This window comes from Pseudomonas sp. RIT409, from assembly GCF_003052515.2.
GTDB lineage: Bacteria > Pseudomonadota > Gammaproteobacteria > Pseudomonadales > Pseudomonadaceae > Aquipseudomonas.
On the sequence record NZ_QARE02000003.1, the window covers coordinates 18855 to 33725 of the forward strand.

Annotated in this window: 10 protein-coding genes; all 10 read right to left on the minus strand. The window is 60.7% G+C overall.

Annotated features, from left to right (window positions below):
- Nucleotides 1-19 precede the first annotated feature (19 nt).
- From DBP26_RS04645 to tssB, 10 genes are read right to left on the minus strand one after another with little or no spacing between them, the layout of a single operon-like run.
- Nucleotides 20-3940, minus strand: a complete 3921-nt coding sequence (locus DBP26_RS04645; protein ID WP_108236732.1) for a type VI secretion protein IcmF/TssM N-terminal domain-containing protein — start codon at nucleotides 3938-3940, stop codon at nucleotides 20-22.
- A 30-nt stretch (nucleotides 3941-3970) separates the two neighbouring features.
- On the minus strand, nucleotides 3971-4681 hold the full coding sequence (gene icmH, locus DBP26_RS04650) for a type IVB secretion system protein IcmH/DotU (protein ID WP_108236731.1): 711 nt from the start codon (nucleotides 4679-4681) through the stop codon (nucleotides 3971-3973).
- Nucleotides 4678-6021, minus strand: a complete 1344-nt coding sequence (tssK, locus tag DBP26_RS04655; RefSeq protein WP_108236730.1) for a type VI secretion system baseplate subunit TssK — start codon at nucleotides 6019-6021, stop codon at nucleotides 4678-4680. Before tssK ends, icmH begins: the two co-directional genes overlap by 4 nt.
- On the minus strand, nucleotides 6014-6766 hold the full coding sequence (gene tssJ / locus DBP26_RS04660; protein ID WP_108236729.1) for a type VI secretion system lipoprotein TssJ: 753 nt from the start codon (nucleotides 6764-6766) through the stop codon (nucleotides 6014-6016). The genes tssK and tssJ overlap by 8 nt, the downstream gene beginning before the upstream one ends.
- Nucleotides 6767-6790: 24 nt before the next feature.
- Nucleotides 6791-9388, minus strand: a complete 2598-nt coding sequence (tssH, locus tag DBP26_RS04665) for a type VI secretion system ATPase TssH (RefSeq protein WP_108236728.1) — start codon at nucleotides 9386-9388, stop codon at nucleotides 6791-6793.
- Complete coding sequence (tssG, locus tag DBP26_RS04670; protein ID WP_108236727.1) at nucleotides 9385-10455, minus strand: type VI secretion system baseplate subunit TssG; 1071 nt, start codon at nucleotides 10453-10455, stop codon at nucleotides 9385-9387. The genes tssH and tssG overlap by 4 nt, the downstream gene beginning before the upstream one ends.
- Complete coding sequence (gene tssF / locus DBP26_RS04675) at nucleotides 10419-12251, minus strand: type VI secretion system baseplate subunit TssF (RefSeq protein ID WP_108236726.1); 1833 nt, start codon at nucleotides 12249-12251, stop codon at nucleotides 10419-10421. The genes tssG and tssF overlap by 37 nt, the downstream gene beginning before the upstream one ends.
- The gene (tssE, locus tag DBP26_RS04680) at nucleotides 12251-12733 is read right to left on the minus strand and encodes a type VI secretion system baseplate subunit TssE (protein WP_108236725.1); all 483 of its coding nucleotides are present in this window, start codon (nucleotides 12731-12733) and stop codon (nucleotides 12251-12253) included. The genes tssF and tssE overlap by 1 nt, the downstream gene beginning before the upstream one ends.
- Nucleotides 12734-12758: 25 nt before the next feature.
- A complete protein-coding gene (gene tssC, locus DBP26_RS04685; RefSeq protein ID WP_108236724.1) occupies nucleotides 12759-14261 on the minus strand; it encodes a type VI secretion system contractile sheath large subunit in 1503 nt (500 codons plus the stop codon).
- Nucleotides 14262-14275: 14 nt separating this feature from the next.
- On the minus strand, nucleotides 14276-14809 hold the full coding sequence (tssB, locus tag DBP26_RS04690) for a type VI secretion system contractile sheath small subunit (RefSeq protein ID WP_108236723.1): 534 nt from the start codon (nucleotides 14807-14809) through the stop codon (nucleotides 14276-14278).
- Nucleotides 14810-14871 lie beyond the last annotated feature (62 nt).

The following is a 14871-nucleotide window of genomic DNA, read 5'->3' on the forward strand; positions in this document are numbered from 1 at the left end:
GGGTTTGAGGCGCTGTGGTTCACTTGGTCCGTCCGTCCGCGACATTGACTGGAGCGTTCAACGCGCTCAGCGCTTTGACGTTGGCAAGGTCCGTCAGTTTGACGCCGCCATAGTTGCGCACTGCCAGGCTCACTTGACCGTTGGCGGTATTCCAACTGAAGCGCTGCTGGATGCCGTCGAGATCGACCACGCGCGCGCTGTCGTTCATTCGCAGCAAGCCCCAACGCCCCGGATAATCGAACACCGTGATACGTTCGCCGGAGAGGGTCACCACATCCAGACGAGCGCCCGGAGCAGTGGTGCTGCCTGGCCATGAGAAGCGGCTCCAGCTGGTCTTGCCGTTGCGGTAGTGCTGCTCCTGACCGTCCAGGGTGAAAATGATGTCGGTGAAGTTGGCCGACGGCTCCAGCATGATCTCGAAGCCATTTTCCTTGTCCGACAGGCTGGCAATGACCTCGCCCAGCGAGCTCGCTTTGTCGATGCTGTTGACCATGTTCGGGTTCACCAGCGGCACGGCCTTGGCGCCGCTGCTCATGCCCAGGCCTTCTCCGCCGGACAGGTTGCCGATTTCGTTGCGCTTGAAGTTCGGTAGCAGCCCGGATTCCGGGTCGACGAAACGCTGCAGGTCCTTGACCGATGCTTCATTGCGGCTGCCCGCCGCGATCGGATAACGGTGGGCCATGACCTGCTCCCAGGGCTTGGCGATCTGCTGCGCCCAGGCCTTGGCAATCTGTTGGCCGGCCGGATCACGCAGGGTTTCCCAAGCGAACTGGATCGGCAGACTGAACAACCCTTGCAGCGACGCCGACAGGCCGCCTTGACTGGTGTCGACAGTGGTTTCCACGTAGTTGCGCACGTTGGTCACTTCGCTAGGCTGGCCTTCAAGGGTTTCGCTGATCAGCTGCTTGCTGCTCTTGCCCACATCCTGCGAGCGCTGGATGTTGTTCATCCGCACCTTGAGCTTGCGCAGCGCCGCCAGATAGCGATCCATGATGGTGCTGTCGGCGCCTTCCGAATTTTGCGCGGCGAATACCCGCGACACCGGTTCGAAGCGTTTCGCCAGGCTGCCGTCGTCGATCGACGGCAATGGCGAGAGCATGGCTGCGGAGGGTTTCTGCGGACCATCGAACAGGCCGGTGGCCTTGCTCCAAAAACTGTCCTGGGGTGCGGTGCCAGGTGCCTGGGGCTCGCGCGGAGCCGGCAGGTCCCAGCGCGTGTTGTCATTGACGGCCGAGAGCAGCAGTTTGACAGGCGAGTTCTGCACGTCGCTCAGCAACGACAACTGTTCGGTCGCGTTCGCCATGTCGGTGAAGTGCCGAATGCCGACCCCGTTGAGCAGGGCGTACCACACCTGGGCGTAGTCACGTTTGTAGCGCGCCATGAATTCACGCACGAAGTTGGCTTTCTGGACAATGCTGTCGCCGCCTTCACCATCGAGCACCCAGTCGGACTCGTTGCGCAGGTTGCCGGACACCAGCTTGATCAGCTCCGGCTTGACGAAGCCGTCCCAGCCTTGACGGGTAAAGATGGCCGGCACGGCTTCGCTGCCATACAGCAGTTGGCGACCGGGCAGCGGCACCAGATCGTTCAGGCTGATGGCCGGGAACTGACGGCTGGATTCCAACTGCAGGCGCAGGTACTCGCGGTCCACCAGCGAGCTGGAAATCATGAACGCCTTCAGGCTTTTGCGCGTGCTGTCGACCAATTGCTCGTTGCGAGGCAGGGCAGGGGCCTGACCGTTCTTGAGCAACTGCACGTACATCGGCACGTTGTCCTGGATGACCTCGTCACTGACAGGGCTGGCCTCCGTCGCAGTGCTGGCCCATGCGACCGGCAATGCGGCGCTGACGAATTCCGGATCCGGGTGAGCAGCGGGCTGCGTCAGCATCAGGTACAGCTTGAGCGCGTTGTAGGATTCGATGATCGATGCCACTTGTTGCTCATCCAGCCGTCCCAGCATTTCCTCGGACAGCGACAGCCCGCCGGTGGTCGCCGAGACCTCGGCCGCATCACTGGCGGTGGCCGGGTTGCGCAAGTCGGCCAGCGCACCGTCGCGGGCTTTGCCGGCAGCGCCCTTGGCCAGACCCTTGAGACGATTGCCTGCGTCGCCGACGGAGCGCGGGATGCTGCTCAGCGAAGGTTTGCCTGCCTTGGCGCGGAGGTCCTGCATGCCACGGTCGATCAGCTTCTGGCCCTTGGCGGTTTTGACGTTGGCCTTACCCGTTGCGGCAAGATCGTTCTGGGGCTCCATTGATTCGGCGAATTCATTGAAGGCGCGCATCTGCATCTGCAGTGCCAGCGCCACCGGCTCCAGCGCCTGACTGCGCAATTGCTGCAGGTAGGCAGCCTCGGCGGCGGCGAAAATATCGTCGCCCCGGTACAGGCCCGCGCTCAATTGCAGGGGAACGCCCTTGGCGCGGTGTTTTTCAATCAGCGTCAGCTCATTACGAAGCAATTCGAGGCCTTCGCCCGCAGCCATGCGTTGGTCGCGGTCCGGCGCGGCATTCAGATCGCTGATTTTCCCTTCCAGCGCCGCGATCCATGCCCGGTTGTTCTGGAAGGCCAGCGCCTGCCAGCCAACGAAAACAAGCCCAGCGAGCGCCGCCAGCGCGATCACGGCCGGGCTGAGCGACGTGTCGCGCCCCGTACGCGACTGATAGCGGGTTAGATCACGGTCCGCGAAGATGACCCGCCGGAAGGTATCGGTGATGAAGTAACTGCGGTCGCTGATCTTTTTGCCCACCCCTTCGGTGAGGGCCAGAGCGTCCTGGTCAGGCTGCAGCGCAAACGACTCGGCCAGATCGTCCTCATAGACCGGAAACAGCTGATGATCGGTCTGCAGCGCGCTGGTGAAATACACACCGCGCAGCAACAGCGGGTTGCCGTGGCTGGCTGGCTCGGTGAAGGGCTTGAGAAATTGCTCCAGCACACTCGGCATCTGGGCGAAGTAATTCGGGAAGTTGAGCAATGCAGAGTTGGCTTCCGCGCCCAGACGCGTCATTTGTGTGTCGACGTGACGCTGAACGCCGCCGTACAAATTCTCCAGTTTGCGGGTGAGCACGGCACGCAGACCCAGGTTGCGGATCTCCGACTGGCCGAACGTCATGCCCAACGGCTGCTGACGTTCAGTCAGGTCCAGACCGTCGAATGCCTGGTTGAAGCCGGGCAGTTGGTCGGTCTTGCTCAACATCAGATAGATCGGCGGGTTGGCCTCCAGGCAGCGGGTGTACTCTTCGATCCGCGACACCAGTTGCGCTGCCATCTGCTCGCGCTCTTCGACCGTGGCCGACAACAGCTCCGGCAAGCTGACGACCAGCACCAAGCCATTGACCGCCGCTTTCTTGCGCTGTTTTTTCACCAACTGCAGGAATGCGGCGAACTCACTGGCCGATTGGTCATCGTGCAGGTAACGCCCGGCCGTATCGATCAACACCGCTTCCGGGCTGAAATACCAATCGCAGTGCTGCGTGCCACTGTCGTTGTCGCTCTGGCTGCTGGCAATGCTGGCAGACAGGCCTGAGCGGGTGAGCAGGGAGGTCTTGCCCGCCGCCGACATGCCGATGACCAAGTACCACGGCAAGTCGTACAGCGCCGAAGAGCCGCCACCGCCGGCGGAACGGTCGGCGCGCAACATGGCGATGGCATGTTTGAGCCTGTCCCGGAGCACCTGTTGGTCACGGAACTCGCCGTTCGATTTCAGCGAGCGATCGACTTCGATCTGCACCAGGTTTTCGAGGTTGTGTTCGGTGCGGATACGCCTGTACTGGCGCAGCACGATGATCAAGAGATAGAAAGCGCTGACGATCGCCATGGTTTCGAGCACGTGATCGCGCGACCACTGTACGCGAGGCGCGACGAGCGCGCAGACGAGGAGGCTCGCCAGCCATAGGGCGATGACGATGAACCAAAAGCTTTTTAATGCACGGAGTAATGTTTTCATGTCTTCCTGACTCGGTTACCTGACCATTGCTCAGGCACTGAACAACTGGCTGATGTGTTCTGAGAGGACGGCGACGTCTTTGCCCAGCAGCCAGTCCAGCGTCAGGTAGACGCCCAGGCAGACCAGCGCAATGAGCGCCAGATAGATCCACACGGGCACTTCATGCCGCAGCATCTGCGAAACCTGATCGGGCAGCGCCCAATCGGGCGAGAGCGCTTTGGGTGTCTTGCGGTACCGCGCAATGTCCTGGCCGAGGGTGTTGGCCAGGTAGCGCAATTGATCCTTTTCGGACAGGAACTTGCCTTCGAAACCCAGCGCCAGGCAGAGGTGGTAGACCTCCAACACATCGATGTTGCCTTTCACGTCGGCGCGCAACGCGTCGATCTTCTCGAAAAAGCCTTCGCCGGCCAGGGCCACGCCGAAATAGCGAAACTGCAAGGGTGACATCTCGAAGTGCCGGCGCAGGTCGTTTTCGCCCGAGCGCAGCACGCTTTCATCGAGAAACGCGCACAGTGCGTATTGCGTGTCCTTGACTTGATCGGCGCTGTATTGGGCGCTCCGCGCGTCACGCTCCAGTTGAGAGAAGAAACCGTCGACGCTGGCTTCGAAGGCGCTGATCGACGTGACCTGACGGCCGCGACGTACGATCAGCGCCATGCTGATGAAGTCTTGCACGAGGTCTTTCAAGGTGGGTTTCGCGGCAGTGGCGGTCGTTGCGCCTTGCATTACGGCTTCGTTCATTTGAGTACCGCCATCAGTTCAAGCTTGAGGTTGGTGAAGGCACTGGGTGCGTAGAACGAGATCGCCTGCGCGTTCATCATGCGTTCGTAGACCCGGCCATGCGGCTCGATAGAGAAATAGTGGTTGTCCAGCCGTACCGGAATGGCGTTGGGCAGGCGTGTGGAATGGTTGAGCGTGACACCCGGCATGGCGCTGTTGACGACAACTTCGATATCTTCCGGAGAGCCGATCTTGAAGGCGCGTGGCACCAGCTCCAGAAGGCTGGCCCCAGGCATGTCCGCGTGCACGGAAATGTAAAAGTCCGCTTCGACCAGGCGCGGATCATGCAACTGCCCTTGCCAGTAAGAGGGCTTGGTTTGGGTCAGGTTGATCATGATGCATTGGTTAGGGATGACGTTATCCAGCAATACCCGGATCGTCTCGTCCAGCTTGACCAGCGAGGCGGCCGGATCGTGATGGTCGTATTCGGGAATGCTGTTGAGCTCCATGTCGAGCGAGAACGTCAACAGGCCACCGGCCAACTCAGCCAGGAACAGGTACAGGCGCTCCGGATGCAGGCGCGGGTGCGCGAGCAGGTGAGCGAGCGCCGGGTAAGCGCGGTTCACGGTGTTGAGCAGCCAGAACAGGGTGACGTCGCTGGAGCCGAACTCAGCGATCTGGTCGGCGCGCTCGCGACGGCGGCCCGACAATGCCTTACTTTTGGATTGCAGCGCCCCCAGCAGGCGTTTGCCCAGACCGATCAACGTCTCGTGAGTGCCCACATGCAAGGTGGGATGCACGAAGTGCATGTCCAGGTTGAAGCCACCGATGTTATTGCGTGACAGTCGAGCCACCGGGCAATAGGTGTAGCCGTCCAGGGTGTCGCCATCGACCAGCATGACCACGTTCAGCCGCAGACTGGTGATTTCGTTTTCAAGATCGCCTTCGTTCAGGTCGGGCAGGGTGTCGAACTGCTTGCGAAAACGTCGCGCGCTCTTCTGTTCCTGACCGTCCTCGACGTAGTTCAAGCCGAACGGCTCGGGCAGTTTCAACGCTGCATAGACCTTGAAATCATCACCCTTGAGCAATTCCCTCAGGTCCCTCGCCGCTGGAAGCGGGTCATGTTGGGGCGCGTCGAATAGGCTGCCATCAGGGAACACGAGCTTGAGACGCTTGAGCTGCAGCGAACCGTTGGCCAATGCCTCTTCATCGATCTGCAACGCCTGGACACCCCAATGAAAAGGCGTGCTGCGCAAGGTCGATTCGGCAAGCTGATGCTGATGGAACTCGTCCTGATACTGAAAATGCTGCGGCAGAAGGAACATGCCTTCAGACCACATCACACGGCTCTGCTTACTCATGAACGCCTTCCAGGAGTGAATCGAATTTTGACTGCATGCCTTTCTGCGCGGAGTCGACGGCGGTGTCCTCGGCTTTCTGCACCACCGCGTCCTGTACCTTTTGCGCGACCGTCGGAGTGCCCGGCGCCTGCGGCAGGGTGTTGGTACCGGCGATCTGGGCTTGCGTCGGCGTCTGGCGCAGGACATCGGCGCCGCGCACGGCCACGACCTGGTTGTTGTCCACCAGCACCCTCAGCCCATCGGATGAGAACCAGATGCCGTCCTTGCGCAACGAGTTGGCGTCGAAGGCGACTTTCCATTGGCTCTTTTCTTCCGAGCGGAAGAAGGCGGCGACGCCGACATACCCGGTGGCCTTGTTCAAAGGCCACTGGTTGTTCTGCCCCATGCCGGGGAGCAGGGTGATTTCCTGGCTGTCAATCAAGGTGTTGCCGAGCGCCTTCTGCGGGTCGCTCCACAACGAATCGGGGTCGGTGGACGCAAAGCGTTCGAGCGCCGTGAGCTGATAAACCCGCAGCACCACCGACAAGGGCTTGCCCGACTCATCGGGGTTCAGCTGATTGCCACCGTCGGACGTCAGAATCACCTTCTCTTTGTCGCCGAACAGCATGTCGCCCGCCCAAGTGTCGTCGACCCGCTTTCCAGCCCGCTCGGTGATGCCACAGGCGGTCAACGCCAGCAGCATCGCCAGAAGAGTCAGCCCCTTCGCCCAGCTCGCGCCGGCACGTTCCATGTTGTGCATATTCATGACTACTACCTATGAATGCTCGAATCAGGTGAGGCGGTAGGCGAAATCGCCATCGCTGCCCAGTTCGATGTCCAGCCTTTGGATCGGTTTGTCCTGCGCCATGCGCTCCAGCACGTGCTGTGCAAGCTCGGGCATCAGCGTCTTGGACAGGATGTTGTCGATGTTGCGCGCGCCGCTGTCGACCTCGGTGCAACGGGCGGCGATGGCCGAGACCAGTGAGTCGTCGTAGCCAAGCACCGCTTGGTGGTTGCGTTCGAAACGCTTGCGAATGCGCTCCAGCTTCAAGGCCACGATGCGTTGCAGAATCGCGTCCTGCACCGGGTAATAAGGCACGATGGACAAGCGGCCCAGGAACGCGGGCTTGAACACCTGGTTCAACTCGTCGCGCAAACCGTCGACGATCTGCTCGGGCGTTGGCTGCTCGGCGGCATTCAGGCACCACTGCATGATCCGGTCTGTGCCCGTGTTCGACGTCAGGATGATCACGGTATTGCGGAAGTTGATTTCACGGCCTTCACCGTCGTCGAGCACGCCCTTGTCGAATACTTGAAAGAAGAGTTCCAGCACGTCGGGGTGGGCTTTTTCCACTTCATCGAGCAGCACGACGCTGTAGGGCTTGCGCCGCACCGCTTCGGTCAGCACGCCGCCTTCACCGTAACCGACATAGCCGGGCGGCGAGCCTTTCAGGCTGGAAACGGTGTGCGCTTCCTGGTATTCGGACATATTGATGGTGATGACATTGCGCTCGCCGCCGTACAGCGTGTCGGCCAGCGCCAGGGCGGTTTCGGTCTTGCCGACGCCGCTGGGGCCGAGCAGCAGGAATACGCCGATGGGCTTGTTCGGATCTTCCATGCGTGCGCGGGAAATCTTGATCCGCTTGCCGATCTCCAGCAGCGCGTGGTCCTGGCCCAGTACGCGCTCGCCCAGCAACGCAGGCAAGCGTTGCACCGTCTCGATTTCGTCGCGCAGCATCTTGCCGAGGGGAATGCCGGTCCAGCCGGAAATCACTTCGCCGATGGTGCCGCCGTCGACCAGCGCATGCACCAGGGGTTGCTCGCCTTGAACCGTGCCAAGCTCAGCGTGCAGGGCAGCAATCTCGTTCGCGTCCGGCGCCTCGTGTTCACTCGCCTGTGCCAGCTTATCGACCAGCTCAAGCTCGCGTTGCCATTGCTGTTGGAGGGCTTCACGGTGTTGCTGAGCGGCCTTGAGCTCGTCGTCGAGTGCCGCAAGGCGGCGCGTATGGTCGCTGCCCCGTGACGATTCCTGGGTGAGGACGGTGATTTCCGACTCCAGGTTTTCAATGAGCCGCTTGCAATCTTCCAGTGCGCCGGGTTGGGCAGACTGCGCCAGCGCCACGCGTGCGCAGGCTGTGTCCAGCACGCTGACGGCTTTGTCCGGCAACTGACGCCCGGTGATGTACCGATTGGACAGGCGGACGGCCTGCACCAAGGCTTCGTCCATCACCCTGACCTTGTGGTGCGCCTGCATCTTGCCCAGCAGGCCACGCAGCATGTGAATGGCTTTCTCCTCGTCGGGCTCTTCGACTTTGACCACCTGGAAGCGGCGGGCGAGGGCGGCGTCTTTCTCAAAATACTTCTTGTATTCCGCCCAGGTCGTGGCGGCGATGGTGCGCAGTTCGCCGCGGGCCAGCGCCGGTTTGAGCAGGTTGGCGGCGTCGTTCTGCCCGGCCTGGCCCCCGGAGCCGATCAGGGTATGGGCTTCGTCGATGAACAGGATGATCGGGTGAAGACTGCGTTTCGTTTCTTCGATGACCGATTTCAAACGGTTTTCGAATTCGCCCTTGACCCCAGCGCCCGCTTGCAACAGGCCCAGGTCCAGCGTGTGGATCGCCACGTCCTTCAGCACCGAAGGCACGTCGCCCTGAACGATGCGCAGCGCCAGGCCCTCGACCACGGCAGTTTTGCCCACGCCGGCTTCGCCCGTGAGGATCGGGTTGTTTTGCCGACGACGGGTCAGGATATCCACCATCTGGCGCACTTCGAATTCCCGACCCAGCACCGGATCGATCCGGCCTTCGCGGGCGTTCTGCGTGAGGTTGACGGTGTACTGGTCCAGCGCAGGGGTCTTGCCGTTGCCGGCGAGTGGACGGCTGGCCGCTGCCTCTGATGGGCTCAGTGGCTTGGCCAGACGCGATTCAGGACTGGACTCCACGAGGGCGGCGAGATTGACTCGCAGGTCGTCGGCGTTGATTTTTTCCAGTTCGATGGCCGAGCCGACGATCACGCGGCGCAGTTCATCGTCATCCAGCAGCGCCTGGATCAGGTAGCCCGTGCGGATCTGACTCTGACCGAACTCGATCGACGCCAGCAGCCAGGCTTGCTCGATCATGCGGGTAATATGCGGGGACAAGGCGGGCGTGCGGGTGTTGCCCTTTTTGAACGTGCCCAGTGCTGTCACCAGTTGCGCCTGCAGGCGCTCGGGTACGACATCGTAATGACGAAGAATGGCCGGCAGGTCGTTGTCGCTGCCTTCGAGCAGTTGCAGCAACAGGTGTTCGACTTCCACGTCGTAATGATGCTCGGCAAGGCACAGCGCGGCAGCGCCTTCCGTGGCCGTGCGACTGGTTTCGTTGAGCTTGGCGAACAGCGACTTCAGGTTCACAGGGAGACCCCATCGAAAGGAATATTGAAAACGGCGCAGCGGGAAGGCTCGACTTCGACGTCCGGACGCTTGAGCCAGCCCAGCCACCCCAGCGCGACATTGCCCTGGCGACCCAGGCGGGCAAGGGGCACGGCCTCACGCGCAAGGGTGGGTGCAATTTGAAAGTCCAGCTGGGCGCCCACGTAGAAACGCACCAGTTCCACCAGCTTTTGGTAGTCCTCGGTGGCCGGTTGAAAACGCTGGTAATCCGCGAGCTGTAACGGACCGATCTCAATCCGCACGCATGACTGGTAATCCCAGACACGGTTGCCCGCTACGGCGCTCTGCCCGAGCACCGCGTTCTTACGGCCCAGTTGGGTCCACTGGCTGACATCCAGCTTCAGCCAGCGTCCGGCAAACTGGCTCACCTTGAACGGCAGCGAGAAATAAAAGCCGAGCATCACCTGCAGGTTGAGGGCGTTGCGCGGGTTCTGCGCGAACATTCCCGAGAAGTAGCTGAACAATTCACGACGCAGCGGCGAGCCACCGGGGCCGAACTTCTGCTTTTGCGCTTGAGGTCCGAAACCCACCAGGTTGAGCAGATACCGGTCGAAGTTCGAACTGCCGGTGCGCTCGTACTCGATGTAGAACTTGTACTTTTGCCACGCCTCGTAGAACAGCGTGGTCATGCGGTGCGAAAACAGGTCGAAAAAAGCGTGTGCGGCGTCGTCGCGGTACTGGATATGCCGTTCCATCAGCAATTCGGTATACGGGCGCGGCAAGACACCGGAAGGGCCGACCAGCCCCATGAACGTGACCTGCACCTCCGACAGCGGCAAACCGGCGGACGAGACTTTCCCCTCGCGCTCGAATTTCAGGTCACTGACTTCACTGGCGGGGAAGTTCAGGGAGAGCTGAGAGCGGAAGCGCAGCGGATCCTCATGGGGCCGCGTCTGCAGGTCCATGCGCCCGTTTCTGCTGTAATGCAGGCGGAGCAAACGCACCAATTGAAAGAACTCGAATCGGTGCGGCTCAGCCCGTGCCTGATCAATCAGACCAGGGGTTGATCGCCGGTTCGCGGAGGCCATTGGACCACTCTCTTTTCACGTTGCAAGGTGCGCAGGGTTAATTGGGTAAAGCTGTTGATGGAGCAGTACTGGCCGAAGAAATGGTCCAGCACCATGCCGAACAGGAACACGCCGCTGCCGGTGTACTGGCTTTCATCGAAGGTGAGGGTGATGCCCACGCCGCGAACGAAGTTGGGCCGCGGATGACCAATGCGAGCGACCACCGGCTCGCTGCCGACCGACACGATGCCGTTGATCTGCTTACGGATCGCCGACGTGTTGCGGTAGTTGTACAAGGACAGCAGTTCCAGCAGCACGTCACGCCCTTTGGACACCAGCGACATGTGGTTCAACGACAGGTGTGAAATCAGCCGCCAGATCACGCCGTTACCCAGCGGCACGCGGACCGAGGCGGTGGGTTTGCGCAGGCAGCGAATGTCCTGGATCACCACGTTTGCCGGAATGTTGAAGTCCCCGCGCTCGCCGCCGAAGGGCAGCATCAGCGGCACATCGCGGTTGCTGCACGTCAATTGCAGGCTCAGGGTGTCGTTGTTGGAATCGATCAATTCCAGATCCCGGTCAACGACCCGGATGTACATGTGCGTCCCCTCGCTCTGCACGGTTTGCACCGGTCGACGCCTGGCAATCCAGAAGCTGTCGCCAGGGCCATGATCGGCCCGCGGATCGAAGAAGGGGTGACAGGTCGCAACATGATCGACCCCGCCCAGCTTCTTAACGCGACGCACTCGATCGATGGACACCACTTCAGCCGAAGCCTGAAGGCGTACGTCGGGCTTCACGGTATATTCGTGCTGTGCGTGCGTCAGCTTGATCGGCTCGGCCTGCTGGCGGAACAGATTGATGATCGGCGTGCAGTTGAGCTTGAAATTGGCACGGCCGATGTTTTGCGTCAGGCGCGCCAGACGATCGTTCAGGTCGTAGTCGGAGAAGTAGAAGTTGATCTCGATCCGGTCAAGCGCCTTGCCTGCCAGGATTCGGCCGAACCCGGACAGGTCGAAAAACATGAATTTGTCCGGGAAGGTGAAGTACTCATGCAGCAGCCGATACCCGAGGAATGAACGCTCCGAATAGTCCACGAGCCCTTCGTCGAGGCCGTAACCGACGGCCTTGAGCGCATTGAGCGGCAGGGCCACCTCCCGATTCCGCCCTTGTTCCTGAAAGCTGATGGTCGCCTTGGCCAGGTTGTTGAACAGCAGCTCGTACAGCTGCAGCATCAGCGTGCTTTCCCCGTCGAGGAAGAAGCGCAGACGGTCCATTTCCATCTGCCCGAACAGGGTGTCGCCGGTTGCAGCAAGGCCGAGGCGCAATCGTGCAACCAGGTCGGCGCTGTGGCCGTTGAAGGCAGAGCGTTCCATCTCCACGAAGGAGGCTTGCTGCACCGTGATTGGCCAGAGCTCCACGGGGTAGCAGGTGCGGAATTTGCACACCACGCCGTCAACCGGATTGGCATGCAGTTCGGTATGGCGGGCAACCCGGTAGGCTTCGGTGACCTTCTCGTGCTTGCCCAGGCTGAATTCAACGATGGACATCGACGGAGTAGGGCGCAGGTAATGCGGGTAAAGCACCTCGAGAAACGATTCGACGATCTCGGGAAACTCATCATCCAGTTTCTTGTGGACACGGGCAGCCAGAAACGAAAACGCCTCGATCAAACGCTCGGTATGCGGGTCTTCACAGTTATCGCCGTCGATGAGCAACCGTGAAGCGATTTTCGGGTACTGGCTCGCGAACTCCTGGCCCAGAAAGCGCAGGTGCGACAGTTCCTTTTCGTAATAGGGGAGCAGATCGTCGAGCATCAGTTGAGGTTCTGTACTTTGTATTCCTGGGTGTTCACTTGCAGCACCGCATCAAACGAAACCTGACGCGAAACATCCTGCAGGCGCAGTACGGCGTCCACGCGAAAGGTCAGCATGCGTTGGCCGGTTTGTTGTGCCAGTAGTTGCACCTTCACGCTGCGAAAACGTCGGTCTCCCACCGAAATCGCCTTTTCCAGCTGGCGCTGGATGAGCAGGCGATCCTCAGGGTCGAGCACACTTTTGCTGGTGAAATCAGGCATGCCGTAGTCGAGAATCGTGCCATCCAGCTGGGGAAAGCCGCCGAGCTCCTCCGCCACCAGGGACTGGCGAGTGTTCACCAGGATCTCCAGGTCGCGGACGATGCTGGCCTTGTAATCGGCCAGCGAACACAGCCGTTGCGACGACGCTTCGGTGGATTGGTGCGGACGGTCGTCCAGCAACCGATCCAGCAGTGACGGCAACAGCTTGTGTTGGCTACTCATATTGCCTCCCTGGCAACGGCATCGATCAACCGCGTGTGGACTGCGGCAACTCGGCAACCAGCCGCAGAGACGCGGTCAGTTCATCCAGTTGGTAGTGCGGGCGCAGGTACGTCACGGCCTTGTAGACGCCCGGCTTGCCAGGCACTTCGAACACCTCGGCGCGGGCTTCACGCAGTGGGAATTTGGCCTTGGCTTCCTGGCTGGCGGTGTCGTCGAGCAGCACGTAGCTGGACAGCCATTTGTTCAGGAACAGTTCGACATCCTTGCGCGAAGCGAAACTGCCAACCTTGTCGCGCATGATCGCCTTCATGTAGTGAGCGATACGCGACGTCGCGAAGATGTACTGCAGTTGCGCGGAAAGGCGCGCGTTGGCGTTGGCGATGTCGGTGTTGTACTGCTTTTGTTTCTGTGTCGACTGAGTGCCGAAAAACGCTGCGTAGTCCGTGCCCTTGCAGTGCACCAGCGGGATGAACCCCAGGTCCGACAGCTCCTTTTCGCGGCGGTCGGTGATGGCGATTTCGGTCGGGCACTTGAGGGCGATTTCGCCATCATCGGTCTTAAAGGTGTGGGTCGGCAGGCCTTCGACGAGGCCGCCGCCCTCGACGCCGCGAATCGCTACACACCAGCCGTAGCGCGAGAAGGCGTCGGTGACCCGGGTCCCCAGCGCATAAGCGGCGTTCATCCACAGGTATTTGTTGTGGTCGCGGCCGTCCACGCTTTCGACGAAGTTGAATTCTTCGACGGGGGTGGTATCCGGCCCGTAGGGCAGACGACCCAGCACATGGGGCAGGGTGAGGCCGACGTAACGGGAATCTTCCGAGTTGCGGAAGGACTTCCACTTGGCGTATTCGACGGTGTCGAAAATCTTCGCCAGATCGCGCGGGCCCGACATGTCGGTGAACGAGTCCCAGCCAAACAGCTCCGGCGACGCCGCGGAAATGAACGGTGCATGGGCGGCCGCAGCAACGTGGGAAATTTCTTCGAGCAGGTACATGTCTTCCGGGTTGCGATTGAATTCGTAATCGCCCAGCAGCATGCCGAAGGGAGCCCCACCGAAGGTGCCGTACTCTTCTTCGTAGATCTTCTTGAACAGCGCGCTCTGGTCGAATTCGGACGAGGCCTTGAGATCGCGCACCAGGTCTTTTTTCGACGCATTGAGCAGATGGATTTTCAGTGTGGTGCTGGTTTCGGTCTGATCGACCTGGTACTTCAGGCCACGCCAGGAAGCTTCCAACTGCTGGAACTCGCGGGCGTGCATGATTTCGTTCATCTGCTCGGAGAGCATCGAGTCGATTTCCGCGATCCGCGCGTCCAGCACGGCGATCAGGTCTTTGCTCGGGGTCACCTCGCCTTCGAGGACTTGGCCGACCAGCTCACCGATCAGGTCACGGGTGCGGGTGCGCTCGGTTTCGGAGCGGGCGACACGGCTTTCGGAAATGATGCTGTCGAGCAGCGAGGATTGGGGCGCGAAGTTTTCCACTTCCACCAGATCGGCATCCTGCTGAGCCACGGTTTGTTTATCGTTCATCGTCGTGCTCCTGCTTACTCTTTGGCATCGGTGGCAGGAGCAGCGGCTTCGCGGCCGAATTCCTTGCCCAGGGTTTTCAGCTTCTCGGTGTTTTGCAACACGTCCATCAGCAGCTCTTCAAGCTTGTCGTTGCCGCCCATCTTGTTGCGCAGGTCCGCCAGCTTATTGCGAACCTCGAGCAGCTTGCGCAGCGGTTCCACCTGCTTGACGACGTTCTGCGGCTCGAAATCCTCGAGGGTGTTGAAGTTGAGCTCGACGCCCAGCTGCGTGCCGTTCTTCGCCAGGGTGTTGTCGACCCGATAGGCCAGGCGCGGCTTGATGCCCTTGAGCACACCGTTGAAGTTATCGCGGTCGATGAAGATGAACTTGCGGTCCTTGAGCTTTGGCAAAGGCTCCAGCGGGTTGCCGGAGAAATCGCCCAGCACGCCGACGACAAAGGGCAGCTCTTTCTTTTCCTGAGCGTCGCCAATGTCCACGTCGTAGGTGATATGAACCCGAGGGGCGCGTACGCGGTCGAGTTTGTGCTGGGTACTTTCCTTCTTCGCCATCGTGATCTCCTGTGCGAGTAACTCGCTGCAATTCATTTGCGTGTCGGCCCGGCGATGGGCCG

Excerpts from the sequence above, each read along its gene's own strand:
- DBP26_RS04645 (WP_108236732.1), bottom strand. The coding sequence starts at position 3,940 with ATGAAAACATTACTCCGTGCATTAAAAAGCTTTTGGTTCATCGTCATC.
- icmH (WP_108236731.1), bottom strand. The coding sequence starts at position 4,681 with ATGAACGAAGCCGTAATGCAAGGCGCAACGACCGCCACTGCCGCGAAA.
- tssK (WP_108236730.1), bottom strand. The coding sequence starts at position 6,021 with ATGAGTAAGCAGAGCCGTGTGATGTGGTCTGAAGGCATGTTCCTTCTG.
- tssJ (WP_108236729.1), bottom strand. The coding sequence starts at position 6,766 with ATGAATATGCACAACATGGAACGTGCCGGCGCGAGCTGGGCGAAGGGG.
- tssG (WP_108236727.1), bottom strand. The coding sequence starts at position 10,455 with ATGGCCTCCGCGAACCGGCGATCAACCCCTGGTCTGATTGATCAGGCA.
- tssF (WP_108236726.1), bottom strand. The coding sequence starts at position 12,251 with ATGCTCGACGATCTGCTCCCCTATTACGAAAAGGAACTGTCGCACCTG.
- tssE (WP_108236725.1), bottom strand. The coding sequence starts at position 12,733 with ATGAGTAGCCAACACAAGCTGTTGCCGTCACTGCTGGATCGGTTGCTG.
- tssC (WP_108236724.1), bottom strand. The coding sequence starts at position 14,261 with ATGAACGATAAACAAACCGTGGCTCAGCAGGATGCCGATCTGGTGGAA.
- tssB (WP_108236723.1), bottom strand. The coding sequence starts at position 14,809 with ATGGCGAAGAAGGAAAGTACCCAGCACAAACTCGACCGCGTACGCGCC.